Origin of the sequence: Halobacillus litoralis (genome assembly GCF_020171725.1) — a bacterium.
Taxonomy (GTDB): domain Bacteria; phylum Bacillota; class Bacilli; order Bacillales; family Halobacillaceae; genus Halobacillus; species Halobacillus litoralis_F.
In genome coordinates this window covers 327,703-352,341 of the sequence record NZ_JAIVAJ010000006.1, presented here as the reverse complement: position 1 = coordinate 352,341, position 24,639 = coordinate 327,703, and the positions used below count along the sequence as shown (strand labels likewise).

Annotated in this window: 26 protein-coding genes and 1 tRNA gene; 1 reads left to right on the top strand and 26 read right to left on the bottom strand. The window is 46.7% G+C overall.

The genetic code is table 11. The features are described from left to right. Nucleotides 1-49: 49 nt before the first annotated feature. The 9 genes from eno to LCM20_RS13690 all read right to left on the bottom strand — a co-directional run bounded on the left by eno (nucleotide 50) and on the right by LCM20_RS13690 (nucleotide 8,097). Nucleotides 50-1,336: a phosphopyruvate hydratase gene (eno, locus tag LCM20_RS13730; protein WP_225196048.1), complete on the bottom strand. Its 1,287-nt coding sequence runs from the start codon at nucleotides 1,334-1,336 to the stop codon at nucleotides 50-52. Between the two features lie 14 nt (nucleotides 1,337-1,350). Continuing rightward, complete coding sequence (gpmI, locus tag LCM20_RS13725; RefSeq protein WP_225196047.1) at nucleotides 1,351-2,886, bottom strand: 2,3-bisphosphoglycerate-independent phosphoglycerate mutase; 1,536 nt, start codon at nucleotides 2,884-2,886, stop codon at nucleotides 1,351-1,353. Next, on the bottom strand, nucleotides 2,879-3,640 hold the full coding sequence (gene tpiA / locus LCM20_RS13720; RefSeq protein WP_225196046.1) for a triose-phosphate isomerase: 762 nt from the start codon (nucleotides 3,638-3,640) through the stop codon (nucleotides 2,879-2,881). Before tpiA ends, gpmI begins: the two co-directional genes overlap by 8 nt. A gap of 20 nt (nucleotides 3,641-3,660) precedes the next feature. Continuing rightward, the gene (locus LCM20_RS13715; RefSeq protein WP_225196045.1) at nucleotides 3,661-4,842 is read right to left on the bottom strand and encodes a phosphoglycerate kinase; all 1,182 of its coding nucleotides are present in this window, start codon (nucleotides 4,840-4,842) and stop codon (nucleotides 3,661-3,663) included. Between the two features lie 163 nt (nucleotides 4,843-5,005). Then, nucleotides 5,006-6,013: a type I glyceraldehyde-3-phosphate dehydrogenase gene (gene gap / locus LCM20_RS13710; protein ID WP_225196044.1), complete on the bottom strand. Its 1,008-nt coding sequence runs from the start codon at nucleotides 6,011-6,013 to the stop codon at nucleotides 5,006-5,008. A gap of 36 nt (nucleotides 6,014-6,049) precedes the next feature. Continuing rightward, a complete protein-coding gene (locus LCM20_RS13705; RefSeq protein WP_225196043.1) occupies nucleotides 6,050-7,078 on the bottom strand; it encodes a sugar-binding transcriptional regulator in 1,029 nt (342 codons plus the stop codon). A 151-nt stretch (nucleotides 7,079-7,229) separates the two neighbouring features. Next, nucleotides 7,230-7,463, bottom strand: coding sequence for a glutaredoxin family protein (locus LCM20_RS13700; RefSeq protein ID WP_225196042.1), 234 nt, complete (start codon nucleotides 7,461-7,463; stop codon nucleotides 7,230-7,232). A gap of 74 nt (nucleotides 7,464-7,537) precedes the next feature. Then, nucleotides 7,538-7,738, bottom strand: a complete 201-nt coding sequence (locus tag LCM20_RS13695; RefSeq protein ID WP_225196041.1) for a hypothetical protein — start codon at nucleotides 7,736-7,738, stop codon at nucleotides 7,538-7,540. A gap of 283 nt (nucleotides 7,739-8,021) precedes the next feature. Continuing rightward, nucleotides 8,022-8,097: transfer RNA gene (locus LCM20_RS13690), tRNA-Arg, on the bottom strand. A gap of 219 nt (nucleotides 8,098-8,316) precedes the next feature. On the opposite strand from LCM20_RS13690, the gene clpP reads away from it, so the two are divergent. Beyond that, nucleotides 8,317-8,907 (top strand): ATP-dependent Clp endopeptidase proteolytic subunit ClpP, encoded by a 591-nt coding sequence (clpP, locus tag LCM20_RS13685; protein ID WP_225196040.1) that lies wholly within the window; start codon nucleotides 8,317-8,319, stop codon nucleotides 8,905-8,907. A gap of 92 nt (nucleotides 8,908-8,999) precedes the next feature. Here the strand turns inward: clpP and LCM20_RS13680 are convergent, their stop codons facing one another. The 17 genes from LCM20_RS13680 to LCM20_RS13600 form a co-directional block, all read right to left on the bottom strand. Next, nucleotides 9,000-9,251 (bottom strand): HPr family phosphocarrier protein, encoded by a 252-nt coding sequence (locus LCM20_RS13680; RefSeq protein WP_225196039.1) that lies wholly within the window; start codon nucleotides 9,249-9,251, stop codon nucleotides 9,000-9,002. A 127-nt stretch (nucleotides 9,252-9,378) separates the two neighbouring features. Next, a complete protein-coding gene (gene whiA / locus LCM20_RS13675) occupies nucleotides 9,379-10,335 on the bottom strand; it encodes a DNA-binding protein WhiA (RefSeq protein ID WP_225196038.1) in 957 nt (318 codons plus the stop codon). 26 nt (nucleotides 10,336-10,361) lie between these two features. Then, nucleotides 10,362-11,321 (bottom strand): gluconeogenesis factor YvcK family protein, encoded by a 960-nt coding sequence (locus LCM20_RS13670; protein ID WP_225196037.1) that lies wholly within the window; start codon nucleotides 11,319-11,321, stop codon nucleotides 10,362-10,364. A gap of 3 nt (nucleotides 11,322-11,324) precedes the next feature. Continuing rightward, nucleotides 11,325-12,209, bottom strand: a complete 885-nt coding sequence (gene rapZ / locus LCM20_RS13665; RefSeq protein ID WP_225196036.1) for an RNase adapter RapZ — start codon at nucleotides 12,207-12,209, stop codon at nucleotides 11,325-11,327. A gap of 24 nt (nucleotides 12,210-12,233) precedes the next feature. Continuing rightward, complete coding sequence (locus LCM20_RS13660; protein WP_225196035.1) at nucleotides 12,234-12,695, bottom strand: NUDIX domain-containing protein; 462 nt, start codon at nucleotides 12,693-12,695, stop codon at nucleotides 12,234-12,236. 297 nt (nucleotides 12,696-12,992) lie between these two features. After that, nucleotides 12,993-13,946, bottom strand: coding sequence for a thioredoxin-disulfide reductase (gene trxB / locus LCM20_RS13655; RefSeq protein ID WP_225196034.1), 954 nt, complete (start codon nucleotides 13,944-13,946; stop codon nucleotides 12,993-12,995). 96 nt (nucleotides 13,947-14,042) lie between these two features. Further along, nucleotides 14,043-15,050, bottom strand: coding sequence for a tetratricopeptide repeat protein (locus LCM20_RS13650; RefSeq protein WP_225196033.1), 1,008 nt, complete (start codon nucleotides 15,048-15,050; stop codon nucleotides 14,043-14,045). A gap of 171 nt (nucleotides 15,051-15,221) precedes the next feature. After that, on the bottom strand, nucleotides 15,222-15,845 hold the full coding sequence (hisIE, locus tag LCM20_RS13645; protein WP_225196032.1) for a bifunctional phosphoribosyl-AMP cyclohydrolase/phosphoribosyl-ATP diphosphatase HisIE: 624 nt from the start codon (nucleotides 15,843-15,845) through the stop codon (nucleotides 15,222-15,224). Next, nucleotides 15,842-16,600 carry an imidazole glycerol phosphate synthase subunit HisF gene (hisF, locus tag LCM20_RS13640; protein ID WP_225196031.1) on the bottom strand — a complete coding sequence of 253 codons (759 nt, stop codon included), beginning with the start codon at nucleotides 16,598-16,600 and terminating at the stop codon, nucleotides 15,842-15,844. Before hisF ends, hisIE begins: the two co-directional genes overlap by 4 nt. Beyond that, nucleotides 16,600-17,331, bottom strand: a complete 732-nt coding sequence (hisA, locus tag LCM20_RS13635; protein WP_225196030.1) for a 1-(5-phosphoribosyl)-5-[(5-phosphoribosylamino)methylideneamino]imidazole-4-carboxamide isomerase — start codon at nucleotides 17,329-17,331, stop codon at nucleotides 16,600-16,602. Before hisA ends, hisF begins: the two co-directional genes overlap by 1 nt. 14 nt (nucleotides 17,332-17,345) lie before the next feature. Then, nucleotides 17,346-17,975 (bottom strand): imidazole glycerol phosphate synthase subunit HisH, encoded by a 630-nt coding sequence (gene hisH, locus LCM20_RS13630; protein ID WP_225196029.1) that lies wholly within the window; start codon nucleotides 17,973-17,975, stop codon nucleotides 17,346-17,348. Next, the gene (gene hisB, locus LCM20_RS13625) at nucleotides 17,976-18,569 is read right to left on the bottom strand and encodes an imidazoleglycerol-phosphate dehydratase HisB (protein WP_225196028.1); all 594 of its coding nucleotides are present in this window, start codon (nucleotides 18,567-18,569) and stop codon (nucleotides 17,976-17,978) included. Then, the gene (gene hisD, locus LCM20_RS13620) at nucleotides 18,566-19,840 is read right to left on the bottom strand and encodes a histidinol dehydrogenase (RefSeq protein ID WP_225196027.1); all 1,275 of its coding nucleotides are present in this window, start codon (nucleotides 19,838-19,840) and stop codon (nucleotides 18,566-18,568) included. The genes hisB and hisD overlap by 4 nt, the downstream gene beginning before the upstream one ends. Then, nucleotides 19,837-20,475 (bottom strand): ATP phosphoribosyltransferase, encoded by a 639-nt coding sequence (gene hisG, locus LCM20_RS13615; protein WP_225196026.1) that lies wholly within the window; start codon nucleotides 20,473-20,475, stop codon nucleotides 19,837-19,839. Before hisG ends, hisD begins: the two co-directional genes overlap by 4 nt. Then, nucleotides 20,468-21,652 carry an ATP phosphoribosyltransferase regulatory subunit gene (locus tag LCM20_RS13610; protein WP_225196025.1) on the bottom strand — a complete coding sequence of 395 codons (1,185 nt, stop codon included), beginning with the start codon at nucleotides 21,650-21,652 and terminating at the stop codon, nucleotides 20,468-20,470. Before LCM20_RS13610 ends, hisG begins: the two co-directional genes overlap by 8 nt. A gap of 212 nt (nucleotides 21,653-21,864) precedes the next feature. Continuing rightward, nucleotides 21,865-22,689, bottom strand: a complete 825-nt coding sequence (locus LCM20_RS13605) for a hypothetical protein (RefSeq protein ID WP_225196024.1) — start codon at nucleotides 22,687-22,689, stop codon at nucleotides 21,865-21,867. Nucleotides 22,690-22,808: 119 nt separating this feature from the next. Further along, the gene (locus LCM20_RS13600; RefSeq protein ID WP_225196023.1) at nucleotides 22,809-24,476 is read right to left on the bottom strand and encodes a glycerol-3-phosphate dehydrogenase/oxidase; all 1,668 of its coding nucleotides are present in this window, start codon (nucleotides 24,474-24,476) and stop codon (nucleotides 22,809-22,811) included. Between the last annotated feature and the right edge of the window lie 163 nt (nucleotides 24,477-24,639).

Here is a 24,639-nt window from a genome sequence, read left to right as displayed (position 1 = left end):
ACCATAGAAAAAAGCCTCTCTGAATAATCAGAGAGGCTCAGATTGAAAATTATTTGTTCAAGTTGTAGAATGCTTTGCTTCCAGCGTATTGCGCTGTACCGAACAACTGATCTTCGATACGAAGAAGTTGGTTGTACTTCGCAACACGGTCTGTACGGGAAGGAGCACCAGTCTTGATTTGACCAGCGTTCGTCGCTACAGCGATGTCAGCGATTGTCGCATCTTCTGTTTCACCAGAACGGTGAGAGATAACCGCTGTGTAACCAGCGCGCTTCGCCATTTCGATCGCTTCGAATGTTTCAGTAAGCGTACCGATTTGGTTCACTTTGATCAGGATAGAGTTTCCTACGCCCTCTTCAATCGCGCGGCCTAGTTTCTCAGTGTTTGTAACGAATAGGTCGTCACCAACAAGCTGAACACGGTCGCCGATACGGTCTGTAAGAAGCTTCGTACCTTCCCAGTCGTTCTCGTCAAGACCGTCTTCAATGGATACGATTGGATACTTGTTCACAAGCTCTTCGTACCAGTCAACCATCTCTTCAGAAGTGCGGACTACGCCTTCGCCTTTCAGGTTGTACTTACCGTCTTCGTAAATTTCAGAAGAGGCAACGTCCATCGCAAGCTGTACTTCTTCGCCTGGCTTGTAACCAGCTGCTTCAATGGCTTCGATGATTGTAGAAAGAGCTTCCTCGTTTGAACCAAGGTCTGGAGCGAATCCACCTTCGTCACCTACACCAGTGTTGTACCCTTTGTTACCAAGTACTTTCTTAAGTGCGTGGAAGATTTCAGCACCTGTGCGAAGTGCTTCTTTGAATGTTGGCGCGCCAACAGGCATGATCATGAATTCTTGAATGTCTACGTTGTTATCCGCGTGCTCTCCACCGTTTACGATGTTCATCATCGGAGTTGGAAGAGTAGTAGCCGTGAATCCACCAAGGTACTTGTAAAGTGGAAGACCTACAACGTCAGCTGCTGCGTGTGCAACCGCCATGGAAACACCAAGGATTGCGTTTGCACCTAGGTTTCCTTTGTTTTCTGTACCGTCAAGCTCTCTCATCATTTGGTCGATGATGACTTGCTGAGTTACGTCCATTCCTAGTAGCTTAGGAGCAATCTTTTCGTTTACGTTATCGACTGCTGTAAGAACCCCTTTACCTAGGTAACGTTCTTTGTCACCGTCACGAAGTTCTACGGCTTCGTATTCACCTGTAGAAGCACCACTTGGTACAAGTGCTGTACCGAATGCTCCTGATTCTGTATAAACTTCAACTTCTACTGTTGGGTTACCACGGGAGTCAAGGACTTCGCGTGCGTATACGTCAGTAATATATGGCATTGAATAATCTCTCCTTATTTTTTGATTAATGACTTTCCTGTCATTTCTTCCGGTTGTTGAACATCCAGCAATTGAAGCAGTGTAGGAGATAGATCTCCCAGAACGCCTCCATCGCGCAGTTCAATTCCTTCTTTTGTCACGATTACAGGCACTGGATTCGTCGTGTGCGCTGTCATCGCGTCGCCATCTTCAGTGATGACCTCATCCGAGTTTCCGTGATCGGCTGTAATGATGGCATGTCCACCTTTTTCGTGGATTTTGTCTACGATTTTACCAAGACACTCATCCACAGCTTCGATCGCCTTGATTGTCGGCTCAAGCATACCTGAGTGTCCGACCATATCAGGGTTTGCGAAGTTCAAGATGATCGCGTTGTGCTTGTCCGCATCCAGCTCACCGAGTAGAGCGTCTGTCACTTCATAAGCACTCATCTCAGGCTTCTGATCATAAGTGGATACTTTAGGCGAATCGATCAGGATGCGCTCTTCCCCATCGAATTCCGCTTCACGTCCACCACTCATGAAGAAGGTTACGTGTGGGTATTTCTCCGTTTCTGCGATGCGCAGCTGCTTCATACCTTCGTCAGCCAATACCTCACCGACCGTATTTTTCAGGTCGTTTGGAGGGAATGCGATTTCGGCATTCACCGCATCGCTGTATTGTGTCATCCCGACAAAGTGAAGGTTCTTCGGAGCTTCCCCAAGATCGAATTCATTGAAATCGTCGTTTGCAAACGTCTTGGACATTTGAATCGCACGGTCAGGTCGGAAGTTGAAGAAGATCACTGAATCTTCATCATTCACTGTGCCGACTGGCTTCCCGTCTTCTCCGGTCAATACGACCGGCTCGACGAATTCGTCATATACTTCTTCACCGTATGAGTCGTCTACTGCCTGGATCGGGTCTTCGTACGTTTTCCCTTCACCATGAGCAATGGCGTCATAGGCTTTTTTCACACGTTCCCAGCGGTTGTCACGATCCATCGCATAGAAGCGCCCTGAAATCGTAGCAAGCTGACCGACGCCGAGTTCTTTCACTTTATCCTGCGTCTGTTTGATATACGTTTTCGCTGATTGTTGACCAACGTCACGTCCATCAAGGAAGGCGTGAATATATACTTTCTCTAAGCCTTCTTTCTTAGCAAGTTCCAATGTAGCAAACATGTGCTCAATGTGGCTGTGAATACCACCATCAGATAACAAGCCGAAGACATGAAGGGCTTTATCTTTCGATTTTGCTTCTTTCACTGCGTTAAGCAGTGTTTCGTTCTCGTAGAAATCTCCTTCACGAATGGAAAGGTTGATACGAGTCAAGCTTTGATACACCACGCGTCCGGCACCGATATTCAAGTGTCCGACTTCTGAGTTCCCCATTTGGCCCTCAGGCAGCCCTACAGCTTCCCCACATGCTTGAAGCTCGGAGTGGGGGAATTGGTTCCAGTAACGATCGAAGTTCGGCGTATTGGCCTGCTTTACCGCATTTCCTTTCTCTTCATCGCGCAGTGCGAATCCATCGAGAATGATGAGTGCAGCTAAGTTCTGATTACTCATGCTTACCTGCCTCCACCAGCTTTAAGAAAGAATCGGCTTCAAGGCTCGCGCCACCGACAAGTGCACCGTCGATATCAGATTGACCAACAATCTCTTCAACGTTCGCCGGCTTAACAGAACCACCGTATTGAATACGTACAGCTTCTGCAACTCCAGCACTTACAAAGTCTGCAACCACTTTACGGATGTGAGAGCATACTTCGTTCGCTTGTTCAGCTGTAGCCGTACGTCCTGTACCGATTGCCCAGATTGGTTCATAAGCAATGATGACTTGCTGGCTTTGTTCGTCTGTTAGACCGTCAAGTGCTTTTTTCACTTGAGTCTCAACTACATTCATCGTTTCGTTCGCTTCACGCTGCTCCAGGGACTCCCCTACACAAACGATTGGAACCAAACCATGCTTGAACGCAGCATGTGTCTTCTTGTTTACTTCTTCATCTGTTTCTTTGAAGATTTCACGACGTTCGGAGTGGCCAAGAACAACATACTCAACGCCAAGCTCTTTCAGCATGACAGGGCTCACTTCACCAGTGAACGCACCGCTTTCTTCAAAGTGCATGTTCTGAGCACCGATCTTCAGGCTTGTCCCTTTTGTTTCTTCAACTAGCTTCTGTAGAAACAGTGATGGGGCACAAATGACAGATTCAACCTGGTCAGATGATGGTACTTCGTTTTTAGCTGCTTGAATGAACTCTTCCGCTTCACGGTGTGTTTTGTTCATTTTCCAGTTACCTGCAATTACTTGTTTACGCATCGTTCATCACCTCTCCTTGATTATTTGTCGTTTAGTAGTGCTACACCTGGAAGTTCTTTACCTTCCATGAATTCAAGTGACGCACCGCCACCTGTTGATACGTGATCCATGGCATCCGCATAGCCGAATTTTTCAACGGCTGCAGCAGAATCCCCGCCACCGATTACAGTATAACCTTCGGTGCCTGCAAGTGCATTTGCGACGGCTTTCGTACCATTTGCAAATGTTTCAAGTTCGAATACGCCCATTGGACCATTCCAGATGACCAGCTTGGAGTCTTGAATGATTTGTGCGTATTTCTCACGCGTTTTAGGCCCGATATCGAGCGCTTCCCAGTCAGCCGGGATGCTGTCGATCGCCACTTCTTTCGTGTTGGCAGAGTCAGAGAAGTCATCGGCTACGATTACATCTTCAGGCATGTGGAAGTGAACGCCTTTTTCGTCTGCTTTCTTCATATATTCTTTCGCTAGATCGATCTTGTCTTCTTCAAGTAGAGACTTACCGATTTCATGACCTTGCGCTTTTACGAATGTGTACGCAAGTCCACCACCGATGATCAAGTGATCTACTTTGTCGATCAAGTTATCGATCACACCGATTTTATCTTTTACTTTTGCTCCGCCGATAATCGCTGTGAACGGACGCTCCGGATTATCTAAAGCTTTGCTTAGGACGTTGATTTCTTTTTCCATAAGGAATCCAGCAACAGCAGGGATGTGTTCTGCTACTCCGGCTGTTGAAGCGTGCGCACGGTGTGCCGCACCGAATGCATCGTTCACGTAAAGATCTGCCATCTCAGCAAATGCTTTCGCAAGTTCTCCGTCATTCTTCTCTTCACCAGGGTGGAAGCGAACGTTCTCAATCAATAGAACGTCTCCGTTTTCCATTTCAGAAATCGCTTTGTCCACTTCTGCGCCATGTACTTCATCCGTTTTTGTAACGGTTTGGCCAAGAAGGTCACTCAAGCGGTTTGCAACAGGGTCCAAACGAAGTTCTTCAACAACTTCACCTTTCGGACGGCCTAAGTGGCTCGCCAAGATGACTTTCGCTCCGTTGCCTGTTAGATGTTGAATTGTCGGAAGAGCTGCTTTGATTCTCGTGTCGTCTGTAACCTCTTCACCGCTCATTGGAACGTTGAAGTCTACGCGACAAAAGACCGTCTGCCCTTGTACTTCTACATCACGAATGGTTTTTTTATTCATGAGTTGCAACCTCCTTATTATGGTCAGGGATTCCTGCTCCCCTATGTACGTTTCCACATTAGAAACGAACGGAAACACAGGACCGCCTGAAACACGGATAAAGGAGGAGGACATGAGACCTCCCCCTTTACCTGTTTTCCTTATTCTTTTCGTTCAGGTCTTCTTACAGTCCTTGGTTTTTAAGATAAACAGCAAGGTCTACACAACGGTTAGAGTAACCAGTTTCGTTGTCATACCAAGAAACGATCTTAACCATGTTCTTCTCTAGTGCAAGAGTAGAAAGGCCATCGATTACAGAAGAGTGCGTGTTGCCATTGTAGTCAGTTGATACAAGTGGCTCGTCGCTGTAACCTAGGACACCTTTAAGGTTACCTTCAGCTTCTTGACGAAGTACTTCGTTCACTTCTTCAGCTGTTACGTCTTGGTCAAGTTCTGCAACAAGGTCAACGATGGATACGTTAGCAGTTGGTACACGCATAGCCATACCAGAAAGCTTACCATCAAGCTCTGGAAGAACTTTCGCTACTGCTTGTGCAGCACCCGTTGTTGTTGGGATGATGTTTTGAGCTGCAGCACGCGCACGACGGTAGTCCTTGTGTGGAAGGTCAAGGATCTGCTGGTCGTTCGTGTAAGAGTGAACAGTTGTCATCATACCGCGCTTAAGACCGAACTTGTCGTTAAGTACCTTAGCGTATGGCGCCAGGCAGTTCGTTGTACAAGAAGCGTTAGAGATAACGTGGTGAGAATCTTTGTCGTATTGGTCTTCGTTAACACCCATAACAACAGTAAGATCTTCCTGCTTAGCTGGTGCAGAGATAACAACTTTCTTCGCTCCTGCATCCAAGTGTTTCTGAGCATCGTCACGCTGAGTGAAGCGACCAGTAGATTCAACTACGATTTCAACGCCAAGATCGCCCCAGCCAAGCTGTGCTGGATCTTTTTCAGAAAGTACTTTGATTTCTTTTCCGCCTACGATCAAGTTGTCTCCGTTTGTTGTCACTTCTTCTGGAAGTGTACCGTGTACAGAGTCGTATTGAAGCAAGTGTGCAAGCATGTTCGCATCTGTTAGATCGTTAACCGCTACAACTTCTACTTCGTCATTGTTCAGAGCTGCACGGAACACATTACGTCCGATACGTCCGAAACCGTTAATTCCAATTCTTACTGTCATGCTAAAATTCCTCCTTGAGTGAATGCCTTAATATATTTAAAGGGAAAAACCCTTTATTAACTCTTCTGCTGCGCCTTCATCGGTGATCAATACATTGCTTTGACCTGGTTGGAAATAGGAGGCGATAGCCTCTGCCTTAGATTTCCCACCTGCTACCGCAATGACATGATCGGCGTGCTTAAGATCTTCTAATTGAAGTCCCACCGTTCTCACTTTATGAACAACTTCACCTGCTCTGTTGAAGTAGTAACCGAAAGCTTCCCCTACCGCGTCACGGTCCTGGATGATCTCCAGTTGCTGCTGGGAAGTTTTCCGACGTTCAGCCATCGTCATAGCATCTCCGACACCATGGATGACGAACTTGGAACTTCGGATGATATCGAGCACTTCCTTGATGGAAGGTTCTTCAATAATGGTTTGGTAGGATTCCTCACTTAGAGGATCAGGGACATACAACAGTCTGTAATCACCATTTGCTTTCTTCGCCATTTCAGCACAAATGGTATTCGCCTGGTTCTCCACCCGTTCGCCTAGTCCACCTCGTGCGGGAACGAAAAGACATTGTTCGGCATCTCTGAACGGGCTCATCATTTCGGCGACTGAAGCCATCGTAGTACCTCCGGTAATCGCAATGGCTTGATTAGGAGACAGCTGTTTTTTCAAGTATTGAACACATGCTCGTCCCATCTCTTGTTTAACCCATTGAAGCTCATCGCTATCCCCTGGAACAACAACGACATAGTCTAAGTTTAATGTATCCTTTAATTGTTGTTCTAAAACCTTGATGCCCTTAACTTCCTTAATGAACTCGGCTAATTGTTCAAGGATGTTCTGCCCCTCATAGGTGAGGTGCATTCCTCTTGATGTCACTTCGACAGCACCTTGCTTGTTGAGAAAATCAACTTCGCTCCTAACTGTCCGTTCAGCCAGTTCAATGTTTTCCGCTAAGGCTCGACGACCGACCGGCTGCATGATCGAAATATGATAAAGCAGTTGGTAGCGCCGTTGCATAACGTCAAGTACATCAGGGAATAACTTTTTCTGTAGGTCGATGAAAGCTCGCATGAATAAAGCTCCTTCATTTGAATTTCGACCATCTGGGATGATTATGTCCCAGCTAGTCATATTCTGTCCCGCTTGGAGCAAAAAAATATCTTTTTTCAGCTTTAATATTAACAGTGTCGCATAAGCCGCGCAAGTCATAAGATGTCGTTTTTTAATGTAAGCGTTTTTCTATAGAAAGATAATCAATCGAACGATAATCCAGTTCCTCGCCGTTGACATAGAGCACGGGCACTTCAAGCATGTATCGCTCTAAAAGTTTCTCATCAGTTTCGATATCAACCTCTTCGAATTTCATTTCATAGTCTGACTTAAACAATTCAATAAGTGCCGTGATTTCATCACAAAGCGGGCAGTTCTTTTTTACATAGAGAATGAGATCATTCACAGTTATTCTTCCTTTCGTCCTCTATATTATACCTTAACCGAATTGAAAAATAATAAACAAAAAAAGAGCATGCCTTAGGACGCATGCCCCTTATTGTCATAGAAACCGTTATCAATTTTAAGTTTCCTTTTGTGAAGGAAATCAGCCAATTCTTCCCCGGCATAGTTCTTAGGTGTTCGTTTCAACGATTCGTAATTGAACGAAAGCTTCTGCTGCTCCTGCATATCGAACACATGGATCCGTCTGTCTTCTGAAACCTGTTCGGTTGACAACATTTTGTAACGGATAAGGTTTGTCATATATACCCCTTTTCTATCGTAGAAACGAAAGTACGTGACATCTTCCTACATTATATCATAAACATTTCCAACATTGAATGAGAATTCGGATAAATTTACACAATGACGCGGTAAAATGTTAAGTAACGTCAGTTGTTGTTTCAATCATTGTTATCGTTCCTGTTATCTAAATAACTCCATTCATTATATCAATATAATATGTACATGTAAAAGAAAAAGGCATCCTTGTTGAAAAGGATGCCTTTCTTCTCTGTTGTAGCGCGCCCGAGAGGATTCGAACCCCCGACAGACGTAGAACCGGAATCTACCGCTCTATCCAACTGAGCTACGGGCGCAAAAGTGACATGCATATTTCATTATAATGATTGGGGGTATAAAAAGCAAGAGGGTTTCCAAGGAAAAATTTAAAGAGTCGACGTTTATTCCAATTCTATAAGGGAATGATGGTAGAAGGAAATTGCAAGAAAAGGTCGACCGTTTTTGTTTGACCTTTCCTGACCATAATTGTATGATAAATGTATTCCATCATTAAATGATGATAAGGAGGAAAAACTATGAATTTAGTCCCTACAGTAATTGAACAAACGAACCGCGGAGAGCGCGCATATGACATTTACTCCCGCCTACTTAAAGACCGTATCATCATGCTGGGCAGCCCGATTGATGACAACATTGCGAACTCTGTTGTAGCGCAGTTGTTGTTCCTAGCGGCTGATGATCCGGAAAAAGACATTTCCGTGTACATTAACTCACCAGGTGGTTCCATCACAGCAGGAATGGCCATTTTCGATACGATGCAGTTCATCAAGCCTGATGTATCTACTATCTGCACAGGTATGGCAGCTTCTATGGGTGCGTTCCTATTAAACGCTGGTACGAAAGGGAAGCGTTTCGCCCTTCCAAACAGTGAAGTGATGATTCACCAACCACTTGGAGGCACGCAGGGTCAAGCGACAGATATCGAAATTCATGCTAAACGTATCATCAAGATGCGCGAGAAGCTGAACCAAATCCTATCTGAGCGTACAGGCCAGCCAATCGAAGTCATTGAACGCGACACAGACCGTGACAACTTCATGTCTGCACACGAAGCTGTAGAATACGGACTGATCGACAAGGTTATGGAGAAGAACTCAGATAAATAAGATGTTGAAAAACCGCTGCATTGGGCAGCGGTTTTTTTCATGTATAGAAATGTCCGTTTCAACGGTACGTTCATTTTTTCACATATAATGGTTTAATTTGTTACATAGTCCACAAGAAACTTCAACGCTTCTTCTTCATCGGAACCATCTGTAATGAGCGTAATCTCTTCTCCCATTCCGATGGCAAGGCTCATTAGACCCATGATGCTCTTCGCGTTGACTCTCTTCTGTTCTTTTTCTATAAAAATGTCAGCTGTAAACTTATTGGCTTGCTGGACGAATTGTGCAGCGGGTCTCGCCTGCAATCCTGTCTCCAGTTCTACGGTGACTGAACGTTCTACCACTTATCATTCTCCTTTCCTTTGACACCCTCAATAGAAAGCGCATTCAATGAATTTAAGAAAAAACGCTTTCGAATAAAGAAAGCGCTGGAATTGATACCATTATAGCATGAATTGGCTATAGATAACATTAATTTCTGCTGTTTTCCGTAACTTCGCCTTTGCGTACTTTATCGGCAAATTCATCAATTTTTCGCAGCCTGTGATTGATGCCGGATTTACTGATCGCTGCACCGGATACGTACTCCCCAAGCTCTTTCAAGGATACGTCCTGATGCTTCAGGCGAAGAGAAGCAATCTCTCTCAGCTTGTCCGGTAATGCCTGTAAACCGACCGTACGATCAATGAACTTAATGTTCTCGACTTGTCTGAAGGCTGCCCCGATGGTCTTGTTTAAGTTCGCCGTTTCGCAATTGACCAGACGGTTCACGGAGTTCCGCATATCTCTTACAATACGGACATCTTCGAACTTGAACAGAGCCTGGTGCGCTCCGATGTTACTGATCAGATCCGTGATCTTGTCGGCTTCCTTCAAATACGTAATATACCCTTTTTTACGCTCAAGCGTACGGGCGTGAAGACCGAATTCATTCATCAGCTTACACAACGCTTCGTTGTGTTCCTCATCAGAAGAATAAATTTCAAGGTGATACGAAGAAGTTTCCGGATTGTTGACCGATCCCCCCGCAAGAAACGCCCCTCGAAGATAAGCCCTCTTGCAGCACGTCTCCTTTAGGTATTTCTCCGGAATATTCGGGTTGATCGACAGCGGCCCGTTCAGAATTTCAAGGTCCTCTAACACAAGCTTAGCCTGTTCAGTCATTCGGACGATATAAACATTGTTCTTCTTGAGTCGCATTTTCTTCCGGACTAGAAGTTCAACTGGATAAGGATAGAGTTTCTTAATCAACATATAGATTCGTCTTGCAATCGCTGCATTCTCAGTCTGCACATCCAAGATGTATTCCCGGTTGGATAGTGAGAAGGTCCCGTTCATACGGATGAGAGCAGCTAGTTCTGACTCCATGCAGCACGTATCTGCTTCTACATTCGTCAGTTCTTTTTTGATTTCTGATGCGAAAGACATAGATGTACACCCCCTAATCTAAACACTCACTTTTGAAGCATCGAATGAATCAATTGTGAAAGTTTCGCTGTATCGTGTCGCAGCATCTCCTGACTATGATCGACGATATCCTCCTCAATTACTTTAACCCCCATGGATTTCAAGCGGGCGATATCGTAAATGACAGGTTCTGCTTGTTCTTTGGCATAAGCCTTCTTATATTTCTGCTCAATCGGCTGATTATGCACGACCACCGATTGAATGACGTCGTTTCCGATATGGTCAAACAGCGCCTGAACGTGGTCAGCTGCAGTGTAACCAGACGTCTCCCCATTCTGCGTCATCACATTGCAGATGTAAGTCGTCGCCGCGTTCGTGTCCCGTAATGCCTGTCCGATTTCAGGAATGATGATGTTCGGCAGGATGCTTGTGTACAAGCTTCCGGGTGAAATGACGATCAAATCTGCTGATTTAATGGCATCAACCGCTTCAGGAAGCGGTTGAACAGGTGTCGGACTGACAAATACCTTTTTAATCTTCTTGTTTTGCATCGGAATGCGTGATTCACCAGTCACGATGCTCCCATCTTCCATTTCCGCATGAAGATTCATGGAATGGTTGGCGATGGGGTAGATGGAACCACGTACGTTCAATACGTGAGAAATCTCTTTGATCCCACGGTAGAAGTCACCTGTCATCGAAGTCATCGCAGCTAGAAGCAGGTTCCCCATCGAATGACCGGACAACCCGTTCCCTTGTGAAAAACGGTGCTGGAAAAGTTCAAGTAACATCGGCTCCGCATCGGAAAGCGCAGCGACTACATTTCGAATGTCACCCGGTGCTGGAATGGAAAGCTCGTCCCGGAGACGTCCGGAACTGCCCCCATCGTCCGCCACTGTAACGATGGCTGATAAATGGATCGGTAAATTTTTCAGGCCTCGAAGTAAAACCGGCATCCCCGTTCCTCCGCCGATGACGACGACACGAGGTTCTCTTTTATTCCCCATCCATTACAAACCCTTTCTTTTATCAATGTCTCGATGTGTTACATGTGTATAAAAATCTTTCGAGAAATGTTCGGACAAATGCTCCGAAAGCGCGACGGAGCGGTGCTGTCCACCGGTACAACCAATTCCGATGACCAACTGGCTCTTCCCTTCCCTCTTATACTGAGGAAGCATGAATTCAAGCAGGTCCTTCAGTTTCTCAAGAAACTTCTGCGTGTCCGTCCATTTGAATACGTAAGAGGATACTTCTGTATTCAGTCCTGTCAACGGACGCATGTGTTCCACATAGTGCGGGTTCGGTAAAAAGCGCACGTCGAACATCAAGTCTGCATCAATCGGAACGCCGTACTTGAAGCCGAAGGATACGACCTGGATCGAAAAGACTTGCTGTTCCTGCTCTCGGTATCGTTCAATGATTTGTTCCCGAAGCTCTTTCGGTTTCAACGTCGTCGTATTGAAAATCGTCTGGGCGCGTCCACGCAGCTCGTCCAACATTCTGCGCTCTTTACGGATGCCCTCAAGCGGCAGCCCATCTTTCGCGAGTGGGTGGGAACGACGCGTTTCTTTATATCTTGAAACGAGTGCTTGATCTTCTGCATCAAGGAAAAGAATGTGCTCCTGCACCCAATCTTCTTTCCCTAGACGATCCAGAGAATCGAATAATGAATCAAAGAATTCACGACCACGTAAGTCCATCACTAAGGCAACATTTTCGATATTGTTGCGAGAGTCTCTCATCAACTCCAAGAATTTCGGTAAAAGTGCAGGGGGAAGGTTATCGACACAGAAGAACCCCATGTCTTCAAAACTCTGTACGGCTGTCGTTTTCCCTGCACCGCTCATTCCAGTAATAATGACTAACTGTGTGTTTGCTTTCGCTTCAGACATCTGGATCGCTCCCCGTTTTTCAGATCAATTGGATGGATTCAAGTCCTGGTCGATCAGTTTGAAATCTGTCGTATAGACAAATGTTCCATACAACTGGCCCTCAGTATTCAGCAGATGGTCGAAGATAAATCGATCTCCCTCTGCCATTGGTTTATCTAGTACTTCATCAACCGGAACCCACTCCAGTTCACCTTCTTCACTTTCCTCTAGTAACGTTCCGGAAAAGCTTGTGGAGTAAAAAGTGAACATCATCCACTCTTGTACCGTTTTTTCTTCTTCCCGCATAATAAATGTGAAGGAGCCTCTAAGTTCCGGGTTCTCAATGCTGAGTCCCGTTTCCTCACAAAATTCACGGACTACCGAGTCTTTGACGTTTTCGCCTGCCTCCATTTTTCCACCTGGAGCTACATACCAGCCACGTCTCGGCTTTTTCAATAATAGTACTTTATCATCAACTCTTAAAATACAATTCGCTACACGTTGCACTGATTGTCACCTCATTTGTTGTATAGAGGACACTTCATCCCATTATACAATGAATATGCAAACTGCTACAATAATATGATTCAATTCTTATACAGGTTTCTGCCATCCGAATGCTTTGATAAATAGTATGGAGATGGGCTTGAATTTCTTCTTTCAAACAGCATAAAACCCCAAAAAAAAGCACAGGTGATGGCACCTGTGCTCAATAGAGATCTATCTATTAAAAGGGGGTCAATTAATCAGTTCCATTGTAACGAATAAATGTTGCACGCGTGTTACAACAGCGTTAAAAAGGAATTACTTTTCGACCGCTTTTAATTCTTCCAATAGATTCTCGATATAGTGCTGAGCAGATTGAGCAGCGATACTACCATCACCTGTTGCCGTTACGATTTGACGTAACTCTTTCTCCCGAATGTCACCTGCGGCAAAGACGCCTGGTACGCTCGTTTCCATGCTTTCATCTGTTTCGATATAGCCTTGCTCGTTTGTGATGCCAAGGCTTTCGAATGGTTTACTTAATGGAATCATACCAATATAGATAAACGCACCGTTCGTATCGAAGTCGTACTCTTCATCCGTCTTATTGTTGTGAAGCGTTACGCTCCCTACTTTACCATCTTTATCGTTGATGGATTTAACGACCGTATCCCAAATGAATTCGATTTTATCATTGTCAAAGGCACGATCTTGCAGGATTTTCTGAGCGCGCAGCTCATCACGACGGTGAACGATGGTCACTTTGCTTGCGAAGCGCGTCAAGTAGACACCTTCCTCAACAGCAGAGTCACCGCCACCTACGACGACAAGCTCTTTATCACGGAAGAAGGCACCGTCACATACCGCACAGTAGGATACACCGCGGCCACCTAATTCTTTTTCACCAGGAACGCCTAATTCCTTGTATTGAGCACCTGTTGTTACGATGACAGCACGTGCCTTGTATTCTTTGTTTCCGGCACGGACTGTTTTATATTCTTTTCCATCGATGACTTCTTTGATGTCACCGTATGCGTATTCAGCACCGAATTTCTTTGCGTGTTCGAACATTTTATTAGAAAGGTCAGGTCCAAGGATACTTTCATACCCTGGGTAGTTCTCTACGTCTTCCGTGTTGGCCATTTGACCGCCCGGAACTCCACGTTCCAACATCAGCGTATCAAGATTGGCACGAGACGTATAAACAGCAGCTGTCATACCTGCAGGACCTGCACCCGCAATGATTACGTCATAAATGCGATCTTCCGTCATGGTTTATCACTCCTTGTGGTACAGTACAGTGACTGTTCTCATGTTCATATCATAGTAAATCATTTAAATCACGTCCATCAATGTGCTTGAAAGCCATTAGTGGCTGTTCCAAGGTCCACCTTCATGACTCAGCTTAGGAAAGTTCTGGCACCCTTGTTCCCACAAATTCAAGGCTTTTGAAGGGTTTCCCGTATGGTAAGAAGCGATGCTGTACCACTTATAGTATACGCGTCGCTGCATGACCTGCTTCCCTTTTAACAGTCGGAACCGTTCCACTGCTTCGGTATAATGTCCGGCCCGAGCTAGTGTTTCAGCTACCGATAGCTTTTGCTGTTCGTGCATAGGAAATACATTACGAAGGCGATCGATATGCGGAGCAGCCTCTTCCTCTTTTCCCTGTTCTAAATAAAAGGTTGCCAAGTTTACATGGCAATGGATATTTGAAGGCTCTTCCTCAAGACGCGTGCGCTCGATTTCAATCGCCTCTTTTTCATTTCCGTACATAAACATCGCGTAGGCATACTTATGCTTCGCTAGCGTGAACTCTGGGAAAAGCTCCATCATTTCCCTCAGGACGGCAATGGCTTCTTCCCATTCTTCATGCTCTAAATGATAGAAAGAGGTTTCCTGATAGATGAGCAAATCGTCTTCATCGTCAAAGGCCCACTCATCTTCACCTTCGTCCTCATCAAGAGAATCCAGCATGCTGATCAGCTGTTCAGCCGCTTCTTTGAATTCACCGTCTTGTTGATGACTTAAATAAACATCCGCGTATTTTTTTGCATCGTTTAACAAACCTAAATGAGCGTAGTTGTTTGCCATTAAATAATAGCAGTCGACATACTCATCACCGAACTTCGCTAACACATCCATCAACACCTGATTGGCCGCATGGTAGGACCCGAGTTCTGTATAAATGACAGATAACTGGCAGGCATACAGTGGTTCTTCCGGGTCGATCTCCACCGCTTTCTTCAACCATTTGACCGCAGCATCGAACCTGCGTTTTTTAAAGGCTTGAATGCCACGTGTGAAATAAAAATGTCCTGTCGGCACGAAGGGTATGATGTTCGATTGTTTCGGGCTGTCTAATGATGTAGTCATGACTGTCCCCCTATTTCCGTTACAAATCTCACTAATAAAGGAGTATAACATAAATTCTCCTTTACAAATAGGAAAAATTATATCATTCGTCTCATCATACATACATTGTACAGCATTCCCCTGCTTCCTTTAGACCAAGAAAAAGAGCATCACCAAGGATGCTCCATTTCCTTATGAGTGCCTTTTTTCCAGTACGGACAGCACATCATCAAGCGGAACTTGACGATCCGTCAGAAGCATGAGTAAGTGGAATAGTAGATCCGCCGACTCGAGCGCCATTTCCTCCGGATCATCATTTTTTGCAGCTATGATGACTTCTCCAGCTTCTTCTCCGATCTTCTTCGCAATGCGGTCGACGCCTTCCTGGAACAGTTGAGCCGTATAGGAATCCTCCGGCTGGGTAGCCTTCCGCTCAGCGAGAACTTCCTGAAGCTGATCAAGAATCGCATAACGATGATCTTTCACTTCGGACGTACCTTCAACCAGCGAATCCGAGAAACAGCTGTAGTCTCCTTTATGGCAGGCAGGTCCCTCGGGAAGCACTTGAACGAGCAGCGCATCCTGGTCGCAGTCATAGCGGATATCCGTCACCTTCTGATGATTTCCGGATGTTGCCCCTTTATGCCACAACTCCTGCCTTGAGCGGCTGTAGAATACCGTCTCTCTTAATTCCAATGTCTTTTTCAAGGACTCTTCATTCATATAAGCAAGCGTCAGAACCGCTTTCGATTGTGCATCCTGTACGATGGCCGGAACAAGTCCCTGCTCATCGAATTTGATTTCATCTATCTTCATCGCACGACGACTCCCTTCTCCTTCAAATCACGCTTCACGCGTTCAACAGATGTTTCTTTGTAGTGAAAAATGGAAGCGGCAAGCGCAGCATCTGCATCCACTTCGGTAAACACGTCATAGAAGTGCTCGCTGGATCCGGCGCCGCCAGAAGCAATCACCGGGACGGTTACAACTTCCTGGACGGCCTTCAAGAGTGGGAGGTCGAACCCTGTTTTCTCTCCGTCTTGATTCATCGATGTGAGCAGAATCTCCCCCGCTCCAAGCCGAACCGCTTCTGCAGCCCAGTCGGTCACCGTCCATTCCGTCGGCTTACGGCCACCGTGTGTGTACACGACCCACGTTCCACGGTCTTCATCATACCGCGCGTCAATCGCAACGACGATACACTGACTCCCGAAGTAGTCCGCTCCTTCTGTGATGAGCTCCGGTCGATTGACAGCAGCAGAATTGAGTGATACTTTGTCCGCACCGTTCCTGAGCGTCTCCTTCATATCTTCAAGTGTACGGATTCCCCCGCCGACAGTAAAAGGAATCGCAAGCTCGGAGGCTACCTGGCGAACGACGTCAATCATCGTTTTGTTCCCTTCATGCGTTGCTGAAATGTCTAAGAACACAAGCTCATCAGCCCCTTGTTCATCGTACACTTTCGCAAGCTCTACAGGGTCCCCGGCGTCTCTGATTTCAACGAACTGAATTCCCTTCACAACGCGGCCATCTTTTACATCCAGACACGGAATGATTCGTTTTGACAGCATTACGATTCCTCCACTTCGAGCGCTTCTTTCAGCGTGAATCGGTTGGCATAAAGAGCTTTACCAACGATAGAACCGATAACATGCTCCGTCTGATACTGCTTCAGCTCCTGTAAGTCCTCAAGCCCCTTAATTCCACCAGAAGCGATGACGTCCACCTTCGTTTCTTCTGCAAGGCGAACGATTTCTTTAACATTCGGTCCTTCCAGCATCCCGTCCTTAGCAATATCGGTGTAAATGAACGTTTGGGCGCCGGCTTCTGCCAATTCGCGGCCAAGGTCAACCGCTTTAATTTCAGACGCTTCCAACCATCCCTCTGTCGACACGAACCCGTCTCTTGCATCTAAGCCGATGGCGATTCTTCCACCGAACTGTTTCAACAGGTCTTTCGTCCGCTCGGGATCACGGGCTGCCAACGAACCGATAATCACCCGGTCAACGCCGCGGTCTAAGTAATAGCGGACGTCCTCTTCTTTCCGTATCCCGCCGCCAATTTGAACGCGGCAGTCCAGTTCTTCCGCTACGCGCAGCACGTGCTCCGCATTCTGCTTGGAACCTTCTTTTGCTCCGTCCAGGTCCACCATATGAATCCAGGAAGCCCCTGCCTCTGCGAATTCTTTAGCTACTTCAAAAGGATTCTCTCCGTACACCGTTTCTTTATTGAAATCTCCTTGCTCAAGGCGGACGCACTTTCCGCCTCTCATATCAATCGCTGGGTAGATAGTAAATGCCATAATTTATAGACTCCTCACTGTTTAACCATTACTTTGCAGAAATTCTCAAGCAGCTTCATGCCTGGCTGCCCGCTTTTCTCTGGGTGGAACTGACTCGCCACGACGTTTCCTTGTCCGACAATCGCCGGTACATCCAAATGGTAGTCAGCCGTCGCATATAAAACCGATGAATCGTCCGTTTGAGCGACAAAAGAGTGGACGAAGTAGACATACTCATTGCCGACGCCTTTCAACAAAGGCTGATCCGGTTGATGGACGTCCAGCTGGTTCCAGCCCATATGCGGAACTTTGTAGGACTTCCCTTCTTCATTTACACCAGGAAAGCGTACGATTTTCCCAGGAAATAATCCGAGTCCTTTCGTTTCGCCGCCCTCTTCAGAGGATTCGAACAAAAGCTGCATGCCGAGACAGATGCCGTAAAGCGGAACGCCTGCTGCTGTTTTGGACTGGATGAACTCGATGAACCCGTGTTCCTTCAGCGCCTTCATAGCATCCGGAAAAGCGCCGACACCCGGAAGGATATATCCGTCGCACCCTTCCAAATCAGCCGGACGGTCGCCCAGCTTGTAAGGCACGTCCAATCGTTCGAGTGCTTTCGAGACGCTGAATAAGTTTCCCATGCCGTAATCAATGATACCGATCATTTACAAACTTCCTTTCGTGCTCGGCACCCCTTTTACGCGGGGGTCGATTTGAGTCGCTTCATCAAGGGCCCGGGCAAGCGCTTTGAACATCGCTTCGATAATGTGGTGTGTGTTGTGACCATGATGCAGAACGATATGTAAATTCATTCTTGCTTCGAGTGCAAACTTCCAGAAGAATTCGTGAACATTCTCCGTGTCAAACGTACCGACGCGGTCCTTCGGGAGTTCCGCACGCCATTCCAAATGCGGACGATCGCTCAAATCGACCGCTACGGTTACGAGCGTTTCGTCCATCGGAAGCGTCATGGAACCATAGCGCTCCATTCCATATTTGTCGCCGATCGCTTCACGGAAAGCCTGTCCAAGCACAATGCCGATATCCTCCGTCAAATGGTGGTCATCCACCTCGACATCCCCATGGCCTTTCAGCGTCAAATCGAACAAGCCGTGCTTCGTGAACAGTTCTAGCATATGGCTGAGAAACGGCGTCTGGACGTCCAAGTCAGCGTTCCCCTGTCCATCTACAGAGAACGCCAACTCAATGTCCGTCTCGCGCGTTTTTCGTGTTAATTGTGCTTTTCGCTCTTTTGTCATGTCCATCTCTCCTTGCGTGATTCAATCGCTCTTGCATGTCCTTCTAGTCCTTCTAACCTGGCAAAACGGGCAATCTTATCTGAATGCTCTTTCAATGCCTGCTGACTGTACGAAATCACACTCGATTTTTTGACGAAATCGTCTACGTTCAACGGGCTTGAAAAGCGGGCTGTACCATTCGTCGGCAGGACGTGGTTCGGTCCTGCGAAGTAGTCCCCAACCGGCTCACTGCTGTATGGTCCTAAGAAAATAGCACCCGCGTGCTTGATTTTCGCGAGGCTTTGGAACGGGTCTTCACTGATGACCTCCAAGTGCTCCGGGGCGATTTCATTGACCGTGTCGAGTGCTTCTTCCCATGTGTCACACATGAGGATCATTCCGTAGTCTTCCACACTTTTACGAGCAATATCTTCCCTAGGCAGTGTCTGAAGCTGCACTTCCACTTCCTCCTGCACTTGCTTGGCGAGCTGTTCACTCGTCGTAATGAGGACGCTCGAAGAACGGGCATCGTGTTCAGCCTGAGACAACAGGTCTCCTGCTACTTCTTTCGCTCTGGCTGTTTCGTCTGCTAAGACCGCGATTTCGCTCGGCCCTGCAATCATATCAATATCCACATCTCCGAACACTTCTCGCTTCGCTAAAGCTACGAACACATTCCCGGGACCGGTAATTTTGTCGACGGGTTGGATGCTTTCCGTCCCATAGGCCAGTGCCGCTACAGCCTGGGCTCCTCCGATTTTGTAAACATCCGAAACGCCAAGAATGCGGGCTGCAACGAGTACGCCATCCGGTACGCTTCCATCTTTCCCTGGAGGTGTCGCCATCACAATCCGGTCGACCCCGGCCACTTGAGCCGGAATGATGTTCATGAAAACAGAAGACGGATAAGCGGCTGTCCCGCCTGGTACATAAACCCCGACAGCATCAAGGGGTGTGATTTTCTGCCCGAGGATGGTTCCGTCCGGCGATGTATCAAACCAGGAAGTTGAGAGCTGCTTTTCGTGAAATGAACGAATATTCGCTGACGCCTCTTCCAAAATCGTGACGAACTCTCCCTCCATCCGATCATAGGCAGCATCGAATTCTTCTTTTGTGACGCGAAGGCTGGAAAGGGAAACGTCATCGAACCGCTCCGTGTAACGAAACACCGCTTCGTCCCCCTGCTGCTTCACATCTTCAATGATGGACTGGACCGCCTTACGCTGTTCTTCCGTCCCCTGATCGACACTTCTTCTTAAGGAGGGGCGGTCTGATTTTTGTATGATTTTCATGCGTTGACCTCCTCCATCACATCACTGAGCTTCGAAACCATTTCCTCAATTTCTACGTTTTTCAGACGATAGCTGACAGGATTGATGATTAACCTCGACGTGATATCCGTGATTTTTTCATATTCGACAAGTCCATTCTCTTTTAACGTGCGGCCTGAGGACACGATATCGACAATCCGGTCGGCGAGGCCGATGATCGGCGCCAGTTCAATAGAGCCGTTCAGGGGAATGATTTCAATTTGTTCGCCCTGTTCTCTGAAATAATCAGACGCTACTTTCGGGTACTTCGTAGCGATCTTCGGTGCAATCCGACTGAGGGGTTGGTCCGGCAGCCCGGCAACCGCTACATAGCAAGGACTGATCTTGAGATCGAGCACTTCATAAACGTCACGATCCTGCTCAAGAAGTACATCTTTCCCCGCGATGCCGATATCAGCCGCTCCGTATTCGACATAGGTCACAACGTCCATCGGTTTCGCCATCATGACGCGGATGTTCTGCTCCGGAAAATCGAGGATCAACTTTCTGGACTCGTCCAAGTCCGCTCCCAGATCATAGCCTGCTTTTTTCATCAATTCTGCCGCTTCTTCATAGATACGTCCCTTCGGCATGGCAATCGTTAGTGGGTTACTCATCGCCCGCACCTCCTTCGACCGTTAAATCAATGGTTTCCGATAACTGTGATCGAAAAGCTTCGACATCTGGAATTTGATCACGGTGCTGCAGAAGAACGGAATGTCCCTCTTCACGCCGCTCCTTCGCCTTCTTAATCCCTTTTGCATACGAATCGTTATCGACGATGATTCCGATACGCTTGTCCTCATCCGCCTGTTCATTCAATGCTTCGACAAGGCGTTCTAAGTGAATCGCAAACCCTGTCGCAGAGGCATTCAGTTGGAAAGAAGGAAGGAGTGCATCATAACGACCGCCGTTGCAGAGCAGCGCTCCTAGATTCGGGGCGTACCCTTCAAACAGGATGCCTGTGTAATAATCCATGTGGCTGATCAGATTCAAGTCAAACTGTACAAAGCCTTCAACCTCATAGTCTTTCAATAACCTGAATAACTGCTTCAGTTCATTCACAGCCTGCATACACGTCTGATTGCGCGCAAGCGAACGGCTGGATTCAAAGATTTCTTCTCCCCCGCGCAGCGTGAGCAGCTGAAGAAGAGCTGACTTCTTGTCTTCTCCAACCGTGAGCACCTTCACAGCTTCACGGTATCCAACATAATTTTTACGATATAAGTACTGCAGCAGGCGCTCGGTCGTTTCCGTATCTTCCCCTAATACGTCACGGAAGAACGCTTTTACAAAACCGATATGACCGATGGTAATGACGAATTCATCAAGACCTGCTGACTTCAATGATTCGACAAGAAGTGCGATGACCTCAGCGTCTCCATAAGAAGAATGGTCTCCAATCAATTCGGTCCCGACTTGTTCAAACTGGGCAGGTTTGCCGCCTTCTGCCTGCTGGGCACGGAAGACCGGTCCACCGTAAGCGAGGCGGAGCGGGAACTCCGAACTCTTCAATTGCGATGCCGCCACACGTGCAATCGGTGCCGTCATATCCGGGCGAAGGACGAGGGTGTGTCCCTGCTGATCCAACAATTTGAACAGTTGCTGATCAAGTGTGGCACTCACCTTCCCGACCGTTTCGTGATATTCCATCAACGGGGTGTCCATAAAGGAATACCCATAGGAAAGGATCGAGTCCGACAATCGCTTTCCAGCTTTTTGTTTTTGATTATAGAAAAAAGGAAGCGTATCCCGCATTCCCAGTGGTTTTTCGAACATTAACCGTTTTGCCATCCGTACAACCTCCCACAAATCCTTTAGCTTGCTAATATGCTAACAAAATAAAGAAACCTCGTCAAATCGTTTCTTCAGTTATACTTCCCTCTCCCGGCGCCTTAAAACAAGGGTTATGAATATGAAAAAAGCGGCTCTTATAAAAAGGCCGCGCTGAAATTACGTTAGAAAATTCTAACTACTATTCTACATCAAGATTCGACATCTTTCTATTACGTATTGTCGTGAGATTGAACAATAAACAGGAAAGTGATCAGAGAAACCGGTACGTCTTCTTTTTCAACCCACTCCACAGCATATCCTGTCGACATTTTCTGGAATTCTTCAGGTGCGTCTTTCATGATCGCTCCACGCTTGATGACAGCCCACACCTTACCACTCGCATCTTTCACCGTGTAATGGCCGATATAATAGTCTCCCTCAGCCGTCCAGCGTTCTTCACTACGCTCAACATAGTGGAAAATCTGCTGCCCCGTCGTTTTGTTCTTTGTACGCACCGTATAGGCGACGTACTTTCCATCACCGTTTTTCACATAGCTCTTCGTTGTAAAGCCGCCTTTTTTCTCAACTTCGTAAAGTGGCTGACCGTCCTCTCCATGGACGGTGTACTGAGCAGGTCGGATCACACCGTCCGATGTAAACTGGCTTAGAAAAGCGAGTCCCTTATAGTTCACGTTGAACTGCTCAGTCCCGTAATAATGAGCTTTTCCGGATAAATCATATAAGTTCACCTGCTGACGGTCCTTCCATTTCACTCCTAAGTACATTCTCGGCGGAAGAGCGGCAACCGTTTCTGTCGACATATCTCTTGAAAGCGTCAAGGCTTTCTGCGATTTCAACCAGTCACTGTAGCCGGTCACGATTAAGACCAAGCCGCTGATGGTAAAAGGTACGACAAAAATAACATTAAAAAATGTCCCTAATGTAAAATTGAACAAAAGCCCGGCAAGGAATAAAGCAGATACCGCCATCAACGCGCCTCCGGTGATCATCTGCTTCTTCCCGTCAGACTGAATCATATATTGTACGTTCTGCATGGTTTTCCACCTCCTTCCTTCTATACGTATACTCTCTTCATTATGTTTCATTTTCCCTCTAAATCGTTCAATAAAAAAAGTTCCGACCATCCACATCGATGATCGGAACTTTTTTCAATTTATGCGTATTCGATTGGTTTCACGGCTTCTTCCATAAGCTGCTCGAGCTCTTCCGTATATGCTTTCTTCTGTTCATCGCTGTAGTTCAGTTCTTTCGCCATGTAATCAATCACCGATTCTTTGTGATCTCTTACATACTGAATGTTGAAGAACAACGCAGCGGTACGACGGATAAAGAAGTCAACCGGCTTGTACGTCAATTCGTGCTCCATTCCGTACACAAGCTGCGCGAATACAACCGGATCTACACCAGCTTCTTTGGCATCGTCTTGACGGTTCTTGTAGATATCGAACACTTTATCTACATTGGATCCGTAAAGCTGTACGAGTTGGGAAGCTTTTTCTTCGTCCAGTCCAAGTGCTGTACCCATTTGAATGCGCTCAAGTCGGAATTTCTTGAACCCTTTCGATCCGCCGACTTCACCACCTGAGATAGGAAGCTTTTTCGTTTCGGAATCGGAGTAACGGATGCCGTACTCTTCAGCGATTTGATCACGAACTAGGTTCACAGCCTGTTGGGACATCTTACGGTAACCTGTCAATTTACCACCGGCCATGGAAATCAATCCAGAATCGGAAACGAAGATTTCGTCTTTACGGGAAATTTCAGATGGGTCTTTTCCGTCTTCGTGAATCAGCGGTCTTACCCCAGCCCAGCTCGACTCGACGTCCGTTGCTGTTACTTCGACAGTTGGGAACATCGTGTGAATGGCGTTTAAGATATAATCACGGTCTGCCTCTGTCATAGTCGGATGAGCGATTTCCTCTTCGTACGTCGTATCAGTTGTTCCAACATACGTCTTTCCATCACGTGGAATCGCAAAGATCATGCGACCGTCCGGGCTGTCAAAATAAATCGCCTGCTTAAGCGGGAACGTACTTTGGTCAAAGACCAGGTGTACCCCTTTTGTCAGCTGCAGCGTTTTACCTTTTTTCGAGCCATCAATTTCGCGTAGGTCGTCCACCCATGGACCACCAGCGTTGATGATTTTCTTCGCTTTCACGTGGTACTGTTCACCGGACTCTGTATCTTCCACCTTCGCACCAGTGATTTTCCCTTGCTCATTATAGATGAAGTCTACAACTTTTGCGTAGTTTGTAGAAAGGGCACCATAATCGACAGCTTTTTTCATGACGTCAAGAGTCAGGCGGGCATCATCTGTTTTGTATTCTACATAGAAGCCTGCCCCTTTCAATCCTTCTCTCTTCACAAGTGGTTCACGTTCAATCGCTTCTTCTGGAGAGAACATTGTACGTCGTTCTGATTTTTTAACACCGGCAAGATAGTCATAGACGCGAAGTCCGACATTTGTAGAAAGCGGTCCGAAGTTACCACCCTCGTGGAACGGAAGCATCATCCATTCCGGAGTCGTTACGTGAGGGCCATTTTCATATACGATTTCACGTTCTTTCCCGACTTCTGCAACCATCTTCACTTCAAACTGCTTCAAGTATCTCAAACCACCGTGCACGAGCTTCGTAGAACGGCTCGATGTTCCTGCTGCATAGTCCTGCATTTCGACGACGGCTGTTTTCATACCGCGGCTGGCAGCGTCCAGTGCAATACCAGAGCCTGTGATGCCTCCTCCAACGACGAGGACATCCCACTCTTCCTGTGTTAACTTTTCAAAATGTGCTTTGCGATCATAGCTAGAGAACTTATTCATCATTATATCTCTCCTTCATTAGAATCCATTCGCCTAATAGGTTTATTCCCATTCTTCCAAGGAAGTATGTGCCTGAATGTTTTTAGTTTTGATTCTTCCTGCCTAAAGAGATAAAAAAAGAGACCACGATACACTTCATGCCTATATGCATAAAGGTACGCAG